The sequence below is a fragment of the Streptomyces sp. enrichment culture genome (genome assembly GCF_964273255.1).
GTDB lineage: Bacteria > Actinomycetota > Actinomycetes > Streptomycetales > Streptomycetaceae > Streptomyces.
Genome location: NZ_OZ186835.1, coordinates 2,618,172 through 2,634,368, shown reverse-complemented (window position 1 = coordinate 2,634,368; position 16,197 = coordinate 2,618,172). Strand labels below are relative to the sequence as shown.

The 16,197-nt window shown below is 73.6% G+C and carries 14 protein-coding genes; 5 read left to right on the top strand and 9 right to left on the bottom strand.

What is annotated here, in order from left to right; translation table 11 throughout:
• Positions 1-125: 125 nt before the first annotated feature.
• Genes ACSU53_RS11125 through ACSU53_RS11115 form a run of 3 tightly spaced genes read right to left on the bottom strand, consistent with a single transcriptional unit; the run spans position 126 to position 3,561 of the window.
• Positions 126-1,652 (bottom strand): VWA domain-containing protein, encoded by a 1,527-nt coding sequence (locus tag ACSU53_RS11125; RefSeq protein ID WP_437026917.1) that lies wholly within the window; start codon positions 1,650-1,652, stop codon positions 126-128.
• Positions 1,649-3,073: a hypothetical protein gene (locus tag ACSU53_RS11120; RefSeq protein ID WP_437026915.1), complete on the bottom strand. Its 1,425-nt coding sequence runs from the start codon at positions 3,071-3,073 to the stop codon at positions 1,649-1,651. The genes ACSU53_RS11125 and ACSU53_RS11120 overlap by 4 nt, the downstream gene beginning before the upstream one ends.
• Positions 3,043-3,561 (bottom strand): hypothetical protein, encoded by a 519-nt coding sequence (locus ACSU53_RS11115; RefSeq protein ID WP_437026913.1) that lies wholly within the window; start codon positions 3,559-3,561, stop codon positions 3,043-3,045. Before ACSU53_RS11115 ends, ACSU53_RS11120 begins: the two co-directional genes overlap by 31 nt.
• A 323-nt stretch (positions 3,562-3,884) precedes the next feature.
• Here ACSU53_RS11115 and ACSU53_RS11110 point away from each other — a divergent pair, with 323 nt between their 5' ends.
• On the top strand, positions 3,885-7,196 hold the full coding sequence (locus ACSU53_RS11110) for a S8 family peptidase (protein ID WP_437026912.1): 3,312 nt from the start codon (positions 3,885-3,887) through the stop codon (positions 7,194-7,196).
• A 155-nt stretch (positions 7,197-7,351) separates the two neighbouring features.
• On the opposite strand, the gene ACSU53_RS11105 is transcribed toward ACSU53_RS11110, so the two are convergent.
• Entirely contained in the window at positions 7,352-8,470 is a 1,119-nt protein-coding gene (locus ACSU53_RS11105; protein WP_437026910.1) for a hypothetical protein, read from the bottom strand.
• A 264-nt stretch (positions 8,471-8,734) separates the two neighbouring features.
• On the opposite strand from ACSU53_RS11105, the gene ACSU53_RS11100 reads away from it, so the two are divergent.
• Entirely contained in the window at positions 8,735-9,892 is a 1,158-nt protein-coding gene (locus tag ACSU53_RS11100) for a cystathionine gamma-synthase (RefSeq protein ID WP_437026909.1), read from the top strand.
• Between the two features lie 30 nt (positions 9,893-9,922).
• On the opposite strand, the gene ACSU53_RS11095 is transcribed toward ACSU53_RS11100, so the two are convergent.
• From ACSU53_RS11095 to ACSU53_RS11085, 3 genes are all read right to left on the bottom strand, one after another.
• On the bottom strand, positions 9,923-10,171 hold the full coding sequence (locus ACSU53_RS11095; RefSeq protein ID WP_437026907.1) for a hypothetical protein: 249 nt from the start codon (positions 10,169-10,171) through the stop codon (positions 9,923-9,925).
• Between the two features lie 199 nt (positions 10,172-10,370).
• Positions 10,371-10,874 carry a sigma factor-like helix-turn-helix DNA-binding protein gene (locus ACSU53_RS11090; RefSeq protein WP_437026905.1) on the bottom strand — a complete coding sequence of 168 codons (504 nt, stop codon included), beginning with the start codon at positions 10,872-10,874 and terminating at the stop codon, positions 10,371-10,373.
• 156 nt (positions 10,875-11,030) lie between these two features.
• Positions 11,031-11,537 carry a MarR family winged helix-turn-helix transcriptional regulator gene (locus ACSU53_RS11085; protein ID WP_437026903.1) on the bottom strand — a complete coding sequence of 169 codons (507 nt, stop codon included), beginning with the start codon at positions 11,535-11,537 and terminating at the stop codon, positions 11,031-11,033.
• A 179-nt stretch (positions 11,538-11,716) separates the two neighbouring features.
• Between ACSU53_RS11085 and ilvA the strand changes: the two genes are divergently transcribed.
• The 3 genes from ilvA (at position 11,717) to ACSU53_RS11070 (ending at position 14,998) form a co-directional block, all read left to right on the top strand.
• Complete coding sequence (ilvA, locus tag ACSU53_RS11080) at positions 11,717-12,946, top strand: threonine ammonia-lyase (RefSeq protein ID WP_437026902.1); 1,230 nt, start codon at positions 11,717-11,719, stop codon at positions 12,944-12,946.
• Between the two features lie 184 nt (positions 12,947-13,130).
• Positions 13,131-14,141, top strand: coding sequence for an ATP-binding cassette domain-containing protein (locus ACSU53_RS11075; RefSeq protein WP_437026900.1), 1,011 nt, complete (start codon positions 13,131-13,133; stop codon positions 14,139-14,141).
• On the top strand, positions 14,138-14,998 hold the full coding sequence (locus ACSU53_RS11070) for an ABC transporter permease (protein ID WP_437026898.1): 861 nt from the start codon (positions 14,138-14,140) through the stop codon (positions 14,996-14,998). Before ACSU53_RS11075 ends, ACSU53_RS11070 begins: the two co-directional genes overlap by 4 nt.
• A gap of 84 nt (positions 14,999-15,082) precedes the next feature.
• On the opposite strand, the gene greA is transcribed toward ACSU53_RS11070, so the two are convergent.
• The gene (greA, locus tag ACSU53_RS11065; RefSeq protein ID WP_362090994.1) at positions 15,083-15,580 is read right to left on the bottom strand and encodes a transcription elongation factor GreA; all 498 of its coding nucleotides are present in this window, start codon (positions 15,578-15,580) and stop codon (positions 15,083-15,085) included.
• Positions 15,581-15,747: 167 nt separating this feature from the next.
• Positions 15,748-16,146 (bottom strand): DUF4307 domain-containing protein, encoded by a 399-nt coding sequence (locus ACSU53_RS11060; protein WP_437026896.1) that lies wholly within the window; start codon positions 16,144-16,146, stop codon positions 15,748-15,750.
• Positions 16,147-16,197 lie beyond the last annotated feature (51 nt).

Here is a 16,197-nt window from a genome sequence, read left to right as displayed (position 1 = left end):
CCGGAGCGAGGCCGGACGGGCGGGCTCCGGTCGTCCGCCGCGGCGGACGCGGAAGCCGGACGCGCGGCTCCCGGGCGGGCGCGGCCCCGCCGGAGGGCCGGGCCGCGGTGGCGGGAGACGTGAGGTCAGGTGAGGAACGTCTTGAGCTCGTGCACGAGCTTCTTGATGTGGCCGGAGATCACCGGCGTGCCGAGGTCCTTGAACCGCTCCCGGAACCACGGGTTGACACTGCCGCGGCCCGAGCTGGTGACCGAGCCGACCGGGATGAACTTGGCGCCCGAGCGGTGGATGGCGGCCATGCTGTCGAACAGCTCGTCGGTGCGCCATTCGTAGAAGTCGGAGATCCACACCACCACGGTGTTCCGCGGCTCGGCGATCTTCGGCTGGGCCAGGGCCATCGCCACCGTGCCGTCGGTGCCGCCGCCCAGCTTGGTGCGCAGCAGCGTCTCGAACGGGTCACTCGCCCAGGGTGTGAGGTCCAGGGCCTGCGTGTCGTAGGCGATCAGGTGGACGTCCACCTTGGGCAGGCCGGCGAAGATGGAGGCCAGGATGGTGCAGTTGACCATCGAGTCCACCATGGAGCCGGACTGGTCCACGACGACGATCAGCCGTTGCGGTGTCGTCCTGCGGCTGGTGTGCCGGTAGTAGAGGCGGTCGACGTAGAGCCGCTCCTCCTCCGGGCTCCAGTTGGTGAGGTTCTTCCAGATGGTGCGGTCCAGGTCGAGGTTGCGGAAGACCCGCTTCGGCGGCACCGACCGGTCGAGTTCGCCGACCGTGGCCTTCTCCACCTGGGTGCGCAGGACCTCGGCGACCTCGTCGACGTAACGGCGGATGAGCGACTTGGCGTTCGCCAGGGCCACGCCGGACAGGTTGTCCTTGTCGCGCAGCAACTGCTCGATCAGGGACATGCTCGGGGTGAGCCGTGCGGCCAGCCGGGAGTCGGCGAGCACCTCGCGCAGGTGCATCCGTTGGACGAGGCCCGCCTCGATGGCACCGAGTTCGGGCCCGATGGCCGGGACGAGCCGGCCCAGCTCCGGGGTGCGCCCGCCGCCCGTACCGGTCGGGCTGACCCCGCCTCCCGCACCGCCGCCCGCCCGGTCCCCCGCGCCGCCGTTCGGGGCGGGGGCCGCGCCGCGGGCGCCGCGCAGCTCGCCGGGACGGCAGCCGAACGCCCGCTCCAGCCACCCCGTGTCGGACTGCCAGCGCGCCAGCTGCTCGGCGCTGACCGTGCCGGAGCCGGTGGCGAAGACGTTCAGCAGCACCTTGGAGGCGAGCGCCGCGCGCCGTACCTCGGCCGCCCGGTCCCGCGCGCCGTCCTGCTCGGGCTCGGGAGTCATCAGCCCGTCGAACTCGGCCGCGAGTTCGGGGTGGCGCTGCACCACGGAGTCGACGGAGGCGCCCGGGTCGAGCAGCGCGGACGGCAGGCCGAGGTCCTCGACGACGGCCAGGCTCGCCGACTCCAGCGCGGCCTGCTCCTCGGGGTCGAACAGCCGCGCCAGCAGGCGCCAGTACAGGGCCTGGCGGCGGTTGTCGTGCGGATCCGGGCCGTCGGGAACGGCCGGGCTGTCGGGAAGGGCCGGGCTGTCGGGGACGGCCGGGCTGTCGGGGGCGGCGGGTCCGGCGGCCGGGTCGTGGTGAAGGTCGTGGGTCATGTGCGCAGCAGCTTTCCGGCTCGTTCGCGCAGGACGGCGACGGCGTCGGTGGCGGCCTTCTCGGCACGCACCCCGGCCTTGTCGGTCGTCCCTCCGGCCCAGGCGCCGGCGTGGACGGCGACGGGCTTCTTGCGCACCAGCCGCTCCACAGCCAGCGGCTGCACCCGGAACTCCCCGGCGTCCCAGCGCAGCAGCGCGATGCAGGCGCCCGACGCGGCGACGGCGTCCGCGGTGAGCGGCCCGGCGGCCGGCACCCGGTCGGCGTCGACGGCGAGGCGCTGTCCGGCGATCCGGAACGCGAGCCCGGTGTCGTCCTGCTCCGCCTCGTACCCCTCCAGCAGGACGGGGACGGCGATGCGGGCCGGGTGGCGGTCCAGCGGGGCGGCCGGCGCGGCGGTGGCGGCGGGCAGCGCGACCCGCGCGGTGACGAGGGCGTCGGCCGGTTCCCCGGCGCGGGCGCGCGCGTCGTCCCAGAGGAGGTCGCCCTCGGCGGTGACGGGCATGGCGTCGAGGTCCATCGCGCGGCCCTCGCCCACCGCGGCCAGCAGCGACATGTGCGGGCGCAGCAGCTGCCACAGACCGGCGCCGACCACCGTGTCCGGCTTCGGGGCGGACACGTGGGCCCGCACCAGGCGGGGCGCTCCGCCGTCCGCGGGCTCGAGGACCGCGTGCACCTGGGCCTGTACGGCGGTGGCGTGCTCCTGGAGGTCCACCCCGAGCGGCAGCAGGCGGCCGGTGGCCGTGGCCGTCGCGGGGGCGCCGGCCGCGCCGGGCACCGTCAGCAGCAGGGCCCGCGACCACAGGTCGGCCCAGCGGCGCACCGGCACCCGCTCCAGGGCGGCCCCCGGGCAGGAGGCGGCGAGTTCGGCGGCGAAGCCGTCCAGCAGGGTGGCCGGACGGCGCAGGGCCGGATCCGGCAGCATCGCGGAGACGACGGGCGCGGCGCCGGCGACCAGTTCGTGGTCGAGGCCGCGCCAGCCGGCGCGCGTGAGGTCGCAGAGCCAGCTGCGGGCCGCGGACAGCAGGTTCGCCGCGTGGCCCGCGTCCTCCGTGCGGGCGGCGGGCGCCTCCTCGGCGGCGGGGCGGCCGACGGCCTCCGTGACCCGGACGGTCAGCGCGTCGTGGACGGAGCCGAGCAGCGCGGTGCGGGCGGCGGCGAGGGCCAGGAGGTGGTCCTCGCCCGCGGCTCCGGCGGCCGCCTTGTCGGCGGCCTCGGCCACCCGCGCGGCGAGCGGCGATCCGGCGACGGCGTCGGCCAGTCGGGCCAGGGCGGCGGCCTGGGACGCCTGCGGCCGCAGGAGTCCGGCGACGAGCACGCCGTCGAAGGCGTCCACGGCCGCCAGCGCCTCGTCGAGGCCCTCGATGCCGGCGGTGAGCAGGTCGGCGCGCATCAGGCCACCGCCCTCGTCGTCGGGAACCACTGCATCTCGGGCAGCGGGGCGGTGACCGGCGCGAGTTCGAGGTAGGCGAGGTGGCGCAGGAACCGGCTGAAGACCGGTGCCGCCGCCGAGGTGTCGCCCTGCGCGGGCCGGGTGCTGCTCATGGCGACGGTGAGGGTCCCCGCGTCGGGTGCCTCGTCCCCGACGTCGGCCTTCAGGTAGCGGGCCACGCGCTCGGCGCCGTACTGCAGCACCGCTTCACCGATCAGCGCCCGTATGTGGTTGCAGAACGTGCCCCGGGCGCCGCCGCAGGGGCGGTTGTTGTTGGTGCTGCACGCGAAGGCGTACGTCCCGGCGGCGACGGACGACACGTACACCCGGCCGATGTCGGACCCGCTGGAGACCACGCCCTGCAAGCGGCCGTCGGCCAGCTCCACGAAGGGCACCTTGGACAGTTTCCGTGGACGCGCGGGCGGCACCACCCGTACCGTGCTCGACTTCTCCCAGACGGACAACGCACCATCTCCCATGCATGCGAAAGGGGACGTCCACGCCACTGCGGCGCAACAAGATCGAAGGTAGCGCCGGGCACTGACATCGCCCCCGACAGCGGAACCCCGGACCGCCGCAGTGTGCCTGCCGCCCGGCCCGCCGGCCGCTCAACCCGACGGTTCTGTAACGGAGTTGCGGCGGTGTCGTTGCGGTGGGCCGACGGCTTGCGCACGGGCCGCCGCATCCCTTGAGGGGCATGATCGGGCCCCGTCATACTGCGTCGGCCGGCGGGTGCGCACCCGCGCACGCGACCACCGCCGGCCGGATGTCGAAGGACTCCGCGGAGACCCCAGGGGGGCACGTGCCCGGACAAGTGAAGAGAGCATGCGCGGCCGCGGTCGCCACGGCGGCGGCCGTGGCCCTGACGGCCGGCATGACCGTACCGGCGGCGAGCGGGGAACGCGCCGCCACCCCGGCGGCGGCAGCGGGGAGTTCCCCGGCCGCCGCCCGCCACGTCACACTGATCACGGGGGACCGGGTCGCCGTCGACGCCGAGGGCCGGGTCGTCGGCCTGCGGCGGGCGGAGGGCCGGGAACGCATACCCGTGCGGATCAGCACCTCCGGCGGCCGCACCCTGGTGATACCGGCGGACGCCGCCCCGCTGGTGGCGAGCGGGCGCCTGGACCGGCGCCTGTTCGACCTCACCGAACTCGCCGGGAAGGCGGCCGGGACGTCGCAGCAGCGGGGCCTGAAGGTCATCGTGGGCTACCGGGGGGCCGCCCGCGCCGCCAAGGCCGAGGTGCGCGACGCCGGCACCCTCCGGCGCACCCTCACCACGCTGAACGCCGACGCCGTCCAGACCCCGCCCGAGAACGCCGCCGACCTGTGGGACGCCGTCACCGACGGCGAGGGCACCGCCTCCGGGATCTCCCGCGTCTGGCTCGACGGAGTGCGCAAGGCGTCCCTGGACACGTCCGTGGCGCAGATCGGCACGCCCAAGGCGTGGGCGGCGGGCCACGACGGCACCGGCGTGCGGATCGCCGTGCTGGACACCGGCGTGGACACCACCCACCCCGACCTGAGGAACCAGGTCGTGGCCGAGAAGAACTTCAGCGCCTCGCCCGGCACCGGCGACCGGTCCGGCCACGGCACCCACGTCGCCTCCACCGCCGCCGGCACGGGCGCGAAGTCCGGCGGCACCTTCAAGGGGGTCGCCCCCGGCGCGAAGATCCTCAACGGCAAGGTCCTCGACGACGAGGGGTTCGGCGACGACTCCGGCATCCTCGCCGGCATGGAGTGGGCGGCCGCCCAGGGCGCCGACATCGTCAACATGAGCCTGGGCGGCCCGGACGGCCCCGAGACCGACCCGCTGGAAGCGGCCGTCGACAAGCTCTCCGCCCAGGGCATCCTGGTCGCGGTGGCCGCCGGCAACGCCGGTCCCGACTCGATCGGTTCCCCCGGCAGCGCCGACTCCGCCCTCACGGTGGGCGCCGTCGACGGCAAGGACCGCCTGGCCGACTTCTCCTCCACCGGCCCGCGCGTCGGCGACGGGGCCGTGAAGCCCGACGTCACCGCCCCCGGCGTGGACGTCACGGCCGCCTCCGCCAAGGGCAGCGCCATCGCCGCCGAGGTCGGTGAGAAGCCCGCCGGCTACACCACCATCTCCGGCACGTCGATGGCGACCCCGCACGTCGCGGGCGCCGCCGCGCTCCTCAAGCAGCAGCACCCCGACTGGGGTCCCGCCGAGCTCAAGGGCGCGCTCACCGCGTCCGCCAAGGGCGGCGCGTACACGCCGTTCCAGCAGGGCGCCGGCCGCATCCAGGTGGACCGGGCGATCCGGCAGACCCTGATCGCGGAGCCGGCGTCACTGGCCTTCGGCGTCCAGCAGTGGCCGCACACCGACGACGAGCCCGTCACCCGGAACCTCACCTACCGCAACCTCGGCACCGAGGACGTCACGCTGAAGCTGACGTCCACCGCCACCGACCCGAAGGGCAGGCCGGCGCCCGCGGGCTTCTTCACCCTGGGCGCCGCCACCGTGACCGTCCCCGCGGGCGGCACGGCCTCCGTGCCGTTCACCGCCGACACCCGGCTCGGCGGCACCGTGCACGGCGCCTACGGGGCGTACGTGGTGGCCACGGGCGGCGGCCAGACCGTGCGCACCGCCGCCTCGGTGCACCGCGAGGCCGAGTCCTACGACGTGACCGTCCGGGCCGTCGGCCCCGACGGCAAGCCCGCCGCCGAGCACCTGACCGACCTCACCGGCTACACCGGCGAGGCCAAGAACCGCCGCTACGCCGTACCGGCCGAGGCCGACGGCACCACCACCGTGCGTGTGCCCAAGGGCACCTACCTGCTGGACTCCTGGACCGTGAAGGACCCCGAGACCTTCCGCGGCGGCATCGACTGGGTGGTCCAGCCCCGCCTCGATGTCACGCGGGACACCACCGTCACGGTGGACGCCCGCACCACCCGGGCGGCCGACATCAGGGTGCCGGACACCAAGGCGCGGCCCGCCACGGCCACCGTCTCCTACTCCCACGACACCTCGGGCGCCCTGATCGGCTTCGCCGGTGCCTCGTTCGCCGACGTGCGGATGGCCCACCTCGGGCCCGAGGCGCCGGGCGGCATCCAGCAGACCTGGAACGGCCAGTGGACCAAGGGCGCGAACACCGAGTACCACGTGGCCACCAGCGCCCGGGTGCAGAAGATCCAGGCGGCGAAGAAACGGCACTTCACGGCCCGTGAACTCGCCACCGTGACCCTCGGTCTGGGCGCCTCGGCCCCCGGCCGGACCGGCGGGGTCGACACCATCGGCCTGCTGGCCGACGACGTGGTCTTCGGTGAGCTGATCGAGCAGAAGCTGCCCGGTTCGCGCACCCTGCACCTGTCGACCGGGGACCGCGCCCGCTGGGCCTTCGACTTCGAACAGCACGCCGGAACGGACGCCCAGGGACTGCCCGTCGTGGAGGCCGCCTACAGCCTGGGCGGGGAGCGGACCTACAAGGCGGGCAAGAAGTACGCGCACAGCGTCAACCGGGCCGTCTTCGGGCCGGCCCTGGACGAGGACTCCGGGCTCTCCCGTGAGGGGAACACCCTGTACGGCTACGTGCCGATGCTGGTCGACGGCGCCCGCAACCCGGGCGGTTCCAGGACCACGTCGTCCCTCACGCAGCTCTACCGCGACGGCCGGCGGATCGGCACCACCCGCGATCCGCTGTCCGAGGGGGTGGAGTTCGGCGTGCCGTCCGGCGACGCCGAGTACCGGCTGACGACCTCCCTGAAGCGCAGCACCCGGGTCGCCGGCGTCTCCACCCGCGTCGACGCGTCCTGGACCTTCCGCTCCAAGAAGGTCACCAGGCCCGCGGCGCTGCCCCTGTCCACGGTCCGTTTCGGCGCGGTCACCGCCGCGGACAGCACGGTCGTCGCCGGACGGACCGCGAAGGTGCCGGTCTCGGTGGAGGGCGCCGCGCGCGGCAGGAACCTCCGGTCCCTCGTCGTGCACGTCTCCTACGACGGCGGCCGGACCTGGAAGAAGGCCGCGGTCACCAAGGGCGCGATCACCGTCAGGAATCCGGCGAAGGGCCGGTCGGTCTCCTTCCGCGCCAAGGTCACCGACACCAGGGGCACCGTCTCGACGGTCGCGATCCACCACGCCTACCACGGCAGGTGAGCCGTCCGGCGGTGCGTTGAGCGCCGCGTTCGGCACCGGGGTCCGTCGGAGGCACATGTCTCCGGCGGACCTTTCGGCGTGTCAGGACCCGGCCGGCGGGCCCGCCGCGGTTCACCGGGTGCAGTGCACCGTGGCGGCACGGGCGCGGTCCCGGGTCAGTGCGGCAGCGTCGCCGGGCTGCCGCCGTTCGCCTCGTAACCCGCCACCGCCAGCGCCCGGTAGACCGCGAACTCGGCGGCCGGGTCGTCGGCCAGCGACCAGGGGAGCGCGCCGACGTGCCCGTCGACGCGGACCAGCTGGTCCATGGCTTCCGCCCAGCGCTCACTGCGGACCAGGAAGAACACCAGCAGGTGCCGCACGTGCGCCTGCATCGGGTCGTCGGGCCGGGCCGCGTGCACCGCGTGCAGCGCGCCGTGCACCGCCTTGGTGACGACCTCGGTCTGGTAGAAGCTGCTGACCAGGGTCACGTCGGGCAGGTGCTCGAACACCGCGAACAGCGGCATCGCGGCCAGCAGGGAGCCCTGGGGCGCCCGGGCCGCCGCGGCCTCGGCGAAGGAGTACGCCAGCTGCCGGGAGCCGTGCCACTTCTCGCACCAGTACTGCAGGGCCGCCAGATGGGCGCCCATGTGCGTCGGGGCGCGGTCCAGGATCTTCAGCCAGACCTGCTCGAACTCCTTCTGGGAGTAGCCGAGCCCGCGCGCCACGGACAGCTCGATGATGTACGGGACCGGGTCGCCGGGGGCCAGCAGCGCCGCGTCCCCGCAGGCCGCTCTCGCCTCCTCCATGATGATCCGGAACTCGTCCGTGCCGGGCGTCGCCGTGCGCCACGCCTGCTGCACCAGGAACTCCGCGTGCACCGCGGCGCCGCCCGCGTCCTTGGGCTGCTCGGCGCGCCACACCCGCAGCCACTGCCCGCCCGGTGCCTCGTCCACCCCGCCCGGCCGCTCCCGCAGCTCCAGCGAGGCGGCACCGGCGAACGCCTGCACGCGCTGCCAGCGCTGCTCGTCCGCGGCGTCGGTGCCGGACAGCAGCTGCCGGGCGGCGCGGTAGTCCTGGGTGCGCTGCACCAGGTCGAGGACGTCGAGGAGGTCCTGGTCGGGGCCCGGCATGCGGATGTCCAGCTCCTCCTCGCGGACAAAACCGTAGTTCGCCGGGTCCGCCGCGTCCGGGTGGTCCGGGGACACGAGGCCGACCGCGCCCTTCCTGCGCCGCAGGACGGGGAGCAGCACGATGCTGATCATGATCAGCGCCATCAGGACCCAGAGAATCTCCATGTCTCAAGCGAACCAGAACACGCCGACAAATGGCCAACCTGGTGCCGAGCCTGTGGAAAACTCCGGGCGCGGCGTCGGCCGCCGGCCCGGACCGCGCGACCGGACAGGCCGGCACCCCGGCCCCCGGCGAGCCCGTCCGCCGACCCGCACCGGCCCGCCCGCAGGACCGCGCCCCCCCGTCCCGCGACCTCCGCGGGCCCGCCCCGGACCCCGGGCGGTGGCTCGGATCGGCATCCGGCTCGCGCGCGCACTACCCTCGGGCCCATGAGCGACAGGCACATCAGTCAGCACTTCGAGACGCTCGCGATCCACGCGGGCAACACCGCCGACCCCCTGACGGGCGCGGTCGTCCCGCCGATCTACCAGGTCTCCACCTACAAGCAGGACGGTGTCGGCGGCCTGCGCGGCGGCTACGAGTACAGCCGCAGCGCCAACCCCACCCGGACCGCGCTGGAGGAGAACCTCGCCGCCCTGGAGGGCGGCCGCCGCGGTCTCGCGTTCGCGTCCGGACTGGCGGCCGAGGACTGCCTGCTGCGCACCCTGCTCAGCCCCGGCGACCACGTGGTGATCCCCAACGACGCGTACGGCGGCACCTTCCGCCTGTTCGCCAAGGTCGTGGCCCGCTGGGGCGTGGAGTGGTCGGTGGCCGACACCGGTGACGCCGCCGCCGTGCGGGCCGCCATCACGCCGAAGACCAAGGCCGTGTGGGTGGAGACGCCCTCCAACCCGCTGATGGGGATCACCGACATCGCCGCCGTCGCCCAGGTCGCCCGGGACGCGGGCGCCCGGCTGGTCGTCGACAACACCTTCGCCACGCCGTACCTCCAGCAGCCGCTCGCGCTCGGCGCGGACGTCGTCGTGCACTCCCTGACGAAGTACATGGGAGGGCACTCCGACGTGGTCGGCGGCGCGCTGATCACGGCGGACGCCGAGCTGGGGGAGGAGCTGGCCTTCCACCAGAACGCGATGGGCGCGGTCGCCGGGCCCTTCGACTCCTGGCTGGTGCTGCGCGGCACCAAGACCCTCTCCGTGCGCATGGACCGGCACAGCGAGAACGCCGCCAAGGTCGCCGACATGCTCACCCGGCACCCGCGGGTGACCGGCGTGCTCTACCCCGGGCTGCCGGACCACCCCGGTCACGAGGTCGCCGCCAAGCAGATGCGGTCCTTCGGCGGCATGCTCTCCTTCCGGGTCGAGGGCGGCGAGGAGGCGGCCGTCGAGGTCTGCAACCGGGCCCGCGTCTTCACGCTCGGCGAGTCCCTCGGCGGCGTCGAGTCGCTGATCGAGCACCCCGGGCGCATGACGCACGCCTCCGTGGTGGGCTCCGCCCTCGAGGTGCCCGGCGACCTGGTGCGCCTGTCCGTCGGCATCGAGAACGTGGAGGACCTGCTGGAGGACCTCCAGCAGGCCCTCGGCAAGTAGCCCACGGAACGAGGACGGGACGGGGCCGGATCACCAGCCGGTCAGGGGTGGAGTCGTCTCCGACGGCGGCTCCACCCACGGGCGCGCGGTCAGCGTCCACACCAGGAACGCCACCGTCGCCGCGCACAGCAGCAGCCACAGCGCGCGGCGGGCGGCGTTCCGGCGCCGCAGCAGGCGCTGCCCGCGGCGCACGGCGTCCGCGTGCAGCTCGGGCGGAACCGGGGGCGGGACCCCCTCCAGCATCCGCCGCACCCGCGCCTCGCGGTGGAGGTGGTTCACGGCGACCCTCCGGCACGGAAGTGCGGCCTTCCGGCACGGGCGTGCGGCCTTCCGGCAGGGGCGTGCGACCCTCCGGCACCGGTGTACGGCCTTCCGGCACAGCGCGGCGCAGGTCCGGTGGCCGGCCGCGGCTGCACGGGCCCGGGGCCCGGCGACGGGGCCGCAGGGACCATGACGCGACGGCCGTCCCGTGCCGGGATCACGACGGCACCGCCCGCATGCTCCCGACGGCGGGCGCCGGGGCGGAGGGGCGCCGCAGCAGCGTCTCCGTCGCGCGGGCGGCCAGCGCGCGGACCCGGTCCGGGGACAGCCCCAGCAGGGCAGCGGTCTGCTCCTCGGCGACCCCCTCCAGGAAGCGCAGCACCACCACCAGCCGCTCCTGCGGGCCGAGGGCGGCCAGCGGGCTGCCGGGATGGGGGCGGGCGCGCAGCAGGCCGCCGGGCCCGCGCCGGTCGCCGCGCGCGAAGCGCAGGGCGAGCTGCCGCCGGGCGTGGTCGTAGGGATCGTCGCCGCGCAGCCGGTTCCAGCCGGCGTACGTGTGCGCCAGGGAGCGGGTCAGCAGGCGCCGTGCCCGCGGGTTGTCGTCGGGGGCCTCGGCGGTGAGCAGGGTGGCGGCGTGCAGCAGCCGGCCGGCCGCGCCCGCGACGAACGCCGCGAACTCGCGGTCCCGGCGAGCGTCCTGGAGCACGTGCCGTTGTCGCACCGCGCCTCCCGCACGAACCGGAGAGACGGTCCCGGCCGCGTACGGCGCCGGGCCGGCGCGTACGACGGGGACCCGATCTCCATCATCGGGCCAGGGCGGCCCCCGCGGTCAAGGGGCGCGCACCGCCCGCACGGCAGTCCCCGGCCTCGGGGGCGCTCAGGAGGCGGACGGGGCCTCCGGACCGGGCACGCCGTGCGCGGACATCCGCGCGGAGAGCGCGCCGTTGAAACGGGTGAGGAGCGCGCAGAACACCTCGCGCTCCGCCGGCTCCCAGTCCTGGGTCAGCTCGGCCATCAACTGCCTGCGGGAGGAGCGCACTTCGTCCAGCCGCGCCTGACCGCGCGGGGACAGCTGCAGGACGACCGCGCGGCCGTCGTCGGGGTGCGAGGTGCGCTTGACCAGCCCGGTGTCCACGAGCGGCGCCACCTGCCGGGTGACGGTGGAGGAGTCGATGCCCATGCTCGCGGCGAGGGCCTTGACGCCCATCGGGCCTTCCTTGTCCAGCCGGTTGAGCAGCAGGTAGGCGGCCCGGTCCATGGAGTTGCGGACCTGGCCCACCCCGCCGAGCCGGGTCTGTTCGGCACGGCGTGCGAACAACGCCACCTCGTGCTGCAACGTGTCGAGAAGACCGGTGTCCCCGACGGTCGTCTGGTCCGTCGGCATTCCAGGTGTTGTGGCCATGGCCGGGCGCTCGCTTCGTGGAGGGCTGCTGATGTGGAAGGACAGGGTACGCGGCCGGGGACCCCGCCGTACCGGTGCCGGGCAAAGCCGGTTCGGCCCGCACCGGTTCGTTCCGTGGCCGTCGCCGCCCGCGGCGGGCCGCGAACTGCGATGCTGGAGCCATGAACCACGGCACGGCCGGCTCCTTGCGGGCCGTCACCCTCGACGACGTGCGCGGCGCGCAGAAGATGCTCTCCGGGGTGTCCCGGGCGACCGCGCTCGAGAGCAGTCGGCACCTGTCCGGCCTGGTGGGCGCACCGGTGCACCTGAAGTGCGAGAACCTCCAGCGCACCGGCTCCTTCAAGCTGCGCGGCGCCTACGTGCGGATCGCCGGGCTGCTGCCCGAGGAACGGGCCGCCGGGGTCGTCGCCGCGAGCGCCGGGAACCACGCGCAGGGCGTCGCGCTGGCCTCCTCCCTGCTGGGGGTCCGCTCGACGGTGTTCATGCCGAAGGGCGCCCCGCTGCCCAAGATCAGTGCCACGCGCGAGTACGGCGCGGAGGTGCGCCTGCACGGACAGGTGGTCGACGAGACGCTGGCCGCGGCCATGGAGTACGCGCGACGCACGGGTGCCGTGTTCATCCACCCCTTCGACCACCCCGACATCATCGCCGGTCAGGGCACCGTGGGCCTGGAGATCCTGGAGCAGTGCCCGGAGGTCCGCACGGTCGTCGTCGGCATGGGCGGCGGCGGGCTGATCGCCGGGATCGCGGTCGCCGTGAAGGCGTACCGGCCCGATGTGCGGATCATCGGTGTGCAGGCGGAGGGTTCCGCCTCCTATCCGCCGTCGCTCGCGGCCGGGCACCCGGTGGCGGTGCGCGATCCGGCGACGATGGCGGACGGCATCAAGGTGGGGCGGCCCGGCGAGGTGCCGTTCGGGATCGTGGCCGAGCTGGTGGACGAGGTCCGCACCGTCACCGAGGACGAACTGTCGGCCGGGCTGCTGCTGTGCCTGGAGCGGGCGAAGCTGGTGGTGGAACCGGCCGGGGCCAGCCCGGTGGCGGCGCTGCTGAGCCGCCCCGGCAGCTTCGAGGGGCCGGTCGTGGCGGTGCTGTCCGGCGGGAACGTCGACCCGGTGCTCATGGAGCGGGTGCTGCGGCACGGCATGGCCGTGCAGGGCCGCTACCTGGCGGTCCGGCTGCGGCTGACGGACCGGCCGGGCGCCCTGGCGGCACTTCTGCGGGCGTTGTCAGTGGTCGACGCTAACGTCCTGGACGTGAGCCATGTACGGACCGACCCCCGGCTGGGGCTCACGGAGGTGGAGGTCGAGCTGCACCTGGAGACCAAGGGCCCCGAGCACTGCACGGAGGTCGGACGGGCCCTGCGCGAGGCCGGTTACACGGTCATCGGCTGAGCCCCCGGCGGCCTTCGGGCTCCGTGTCACCCGTGCGGGTGATCTCCTGGTGAGACGCGATACATCGCGTTATGGTGTGTGCGGGGGCGGTCCCGGCGCCGTCCCGCGACGGCAAAAAAGTTCGGCAAGAGAAAACGCACAAATCTAGGCTTCTCGAAGAATCCCCGACGACGTGGAGACTGATATGCCAGGCGCCATCCATGCCGAAGGTCTGGTGAAGACCTTCGGAGACGTCAAGGCGCTGGACGGCGTCGACCTCGACGTGCCCGAGGGCACCGTCCTGGGCCTGCTCGGACCCAACGGCGCGGGCAAGACGACGACCGTCCGCTGCCTCACCACCCTGCTGCGACCGGATTCCGGCTCGGCGGTCGTGGCCGGCATCGACGTGCTCAAGCACCCCGACGCCGTGCGCCGTTCCATCGGCCTGTCCGGTCAGTTCGCCGCGGTGGACGAATACCTGACCGGCCGGGAGAACCTCCAGATGGTCGGCCAGCTGTACCAGATGAAGTCGAAGGCGGCGAAGGCACGCGCGGACGAGCTGCTGGAGCAGTTCAACCTCACGGACGCCGCCGACCGCACCACCAAGACCTACTCCGGCGGCATGCGCCGCCGCCTCGACCTCGCCGCCGCCCTGGTGGTCTCGCCGCCCGTGATGTTCATGGACGAACCGACCACGGGCCTCGACCCGCGCAACCGCCAGCAGCTGTGGGAGGTCATCAAGGACCTCGTCTCGGGCGGGACGACCCTGCTGCTGACCACCCAGTACCTGGAGGAGGCCGACCACCTCGCGCACGACATCGCGGTGGTCGACCACGGCCGGGTCATCGCCCAGGGCACCTCCGACCAGCTCAAGGCCCGCACCGGAGGCGAGCGCGTCGAGGTCGTCGTGCACGAACGGGAACACCTCTCCACCGCCTCCGAGGTCCTGCGCGGCTTCGGCAAGGGTGACACCACGGTCGAGGAGCACATGCGCAAGCTCACCGTGCCGGTGACCGGAGGCGCCAAGCTGCTCGCCGAGGTCATCCGCGAACTCGACACCCGGGGCATCGAGATCGACGACATCGGCCTGCGCCGCCCCACCCTCGACGACGTCTTCATCTCCCTCACCGGACACGTCGCGGAGCGCACCGAGGGCAACGGCAACGGGACCGGGGCTCCCGCGGGGCGCCCCCAGCAGAAGGAGACCGCGAAGTGAGTGCCGCCACCGACGCCGTGCGCACCAGCACGGCCCCCGGCAACCCGATCGGCCAGTCGGTCCGGGACTCCCTGATCGTCGCCAAGCGCAACCTGATCCGCATGGCCCGCATCCCCGAGATGGTCCTGTTCGGGATCATCCAGCCGGTGATGTTCGTCGTGCTGTTCACCTACGTCTTCGGCGGCTCGATGAAGATCGGCAACACCACCGATCCCAACGTGTACAAGAACTTCCTGATGGCCGGCATCTTCGCCCAGACCGTCACGTTCGCCACCGCAGGCTCCGGCGCCGGCATCGCGGACGACATGCAGAAGGGCCTCATCGACCGCTTCCGCTCGCTGCCGATGGCCCGCGGCGCGGTGCTGACCGGCCGTACGGTCGCCGATCTCGTGCAGACGTCCATCACCCTGCTGGTCCTCGCGGTCGTCGCCCTGATCGTGGGCTGGCGCCCGGGTTCGGCGGAGCCGACCAACGTCGGCAAGATCCTGGCCGGCTTCGGCCTGCTGCTCCTGCTGGGCTACGCCTTCACCTGGATCGGTGCGCTGATCGGCCTGTCCGTGCGCACCGCCGAGGCGGCGACCTCCGGAGGAATCATCTGGCTGTTCCCGGTGACGTTCATCTCGAACGCCTTCGTCGACGCCGGACAGATGACCCCCTGGCTGCGTCACGTCGCCGAGTGGAACCCCTTCAGCGCCACCGTCCAGGCCTGCCGGGAGCTCTTCGGCAACCCCGGGGTGTCCAGCTCGACGGCCTGGCCCATGCAGCACCCGGTGTGGGCGTCGCTGATCTACTCGGTCCTGATCATCGTCGTCTTCAGAACGCTGGCGGTGCGCAAGTACCGCTCGGCGGCGGCATGACGAAGCCCCCTGCCCCACGCGGGAGGCGCGGGGCAGGGGGCCGGTCGGGCCCTTCGGGGCCGGCGCGCGGCTGGCGCGGCGGGCTCAGCCGTCGTAGGGCTCGGCCTTGAGGATCCGCACCGAGGCCATCTTGCCGTTGGGCAGCTCGTACTGGACGTCCTCGCCCACCTTGTGGCCCATCACACCCGAGCCCAGCGGGGACTGCGGGGAGTAGGTCTCCACATCGGCGCTCGCGTACTCCCGCGAGGCGAGCAGGAACGTCAGGGTGTCGTCCTCGTCGCCGTCGAACGCGATGGTCACGACCATGCCGGGCGCGACCGAGCCGTCGGCCACCGGGGGCTCGCCCACCTGGGCGTTCTCGAGGAGCTGGGTGAGCTGGCGCACGCGGAGCTCTTGCTTGCCCTGCTCCTCCTTGGCCGCGTGGTACCCGCCGTTCTCGCGCAGGTCGCCCTCCTCACGCGCGGCGGCGATCTTGGCAGCGATCTCCGAGCGCGCGGGACCAGTAAGGTACGCAAGCTCGTCCTTGAGCTTGTTGTACGCCTCCTGGGTCAGCCAGGTGACGTTCTCGCTGGTCTGGGTCACAGGTGCTCCTCGTAGGACTGGGAATACAAAGGATCGCCCTCCCCAGAAGGATGTTCCTCCACGGATGGGCGAAACCACGAGCCTAACAATTCAAGGCAGGAAGGGGGAGGACATAAGCCACCGGACTCATGTCGTCGCAGGTCAGCGCCTGTGTTTTGGCCGCGGCATCAGTCGGCGTGGCAGCCGATCAGCTCGGCGGACGTCGCCTTGCCGGTGGTGCGGAGCGTGACGACCTCGTCGATGCGGGTCTCGTCCCCGTCGAAGCGGAAGTCGGCCCGGCCGACCTCGGCACGGGTGGAGTCCACCGAACGGACCGTGCAGTAGCCGGCGGTGCCCGCGTCCTTGTGCACCTCCAGGTGCACGCGCACCGACTTCTCCCCGGCGTCGAAGCTGATCACTTCCGCGCTGATCTCGTTCTGGACCACGTAGTGGTAGCCGAACCAGCCGATCAGCCCGAGCATCACCGCACCCAGCACGGCTCCGATGATCTTGAGCATCCGGTCGGCACGCTCATCCGAGGAACGGCCGTAGCGGCCCTCGGGCGGTCGCGTGCTCGCCGTCGTCATGATCGTCTCCTCGGCAGGAAGGGGGACCCGGGTCCCGTGGGAGGCCCCGGG

Excerpts from the sequence above, each read along its gene's own strand:
- ACSU53_RS11125 (WP_437026917.1), bottom strand. The coding sequence starts at position 1,652 with ATGACCCACGACCTTCACCACGACCCGGCCGCCGGACCCGCCGCCCCC.
- ACSU53_RS11115 (WP_437026913.1), bottom strand. The coding sequence starts at position 3,561 with ATGGGAGATGGTGCGTTGTCCGTCTGGGAGAAGTCGAGCACGGTACGG.
- ACSU53_RS11105 (WP_437026910.1), bottom strand. The coding sequence starts at position 8,470 with ATGGAGATTCTCTGGGTCCTGATGGCGCTGATCATGATCAGCATCGTG.
- ACSU53_RS11100 (WP_437026909.1), top strand. The coding sequence starts at position 8,735 with ATGAGCGACAGGCACATCAGTCAGCACTTCGAGACGCTCGCGATCCAC.
- ACSU53_RS11085 (WP_437026903.1), bottom strand. The coding sequence starts at position 11,537 with ATGCCGACGGACCAGACGACCGTCGGGGACACCGGTCTTCTCGACACG.
- ilvA (WP_437026902.1), top strand. The coding sequence starts at position 11,717 with ATGAACCACGGCACGGCCGGCTCCTTGCGGGCCGTCACCCTCGACGAC.
- ACSU53_RS11075 (WP_437026900.1), top strand. The coding sequence starts at position 13,131 with ATGCCAGGCGCCATCCATGCCGAAGGTCTGGTGAAGACCTTCGGAGAC.
- ACSU53_RS11060 (WP_437026896.1), bottom strand. The coding sequence starts at position 16,146 with ATGACGACGGCGAGCACGCGACCGCCCGAGGGCCGCTACGGCCGTTCC.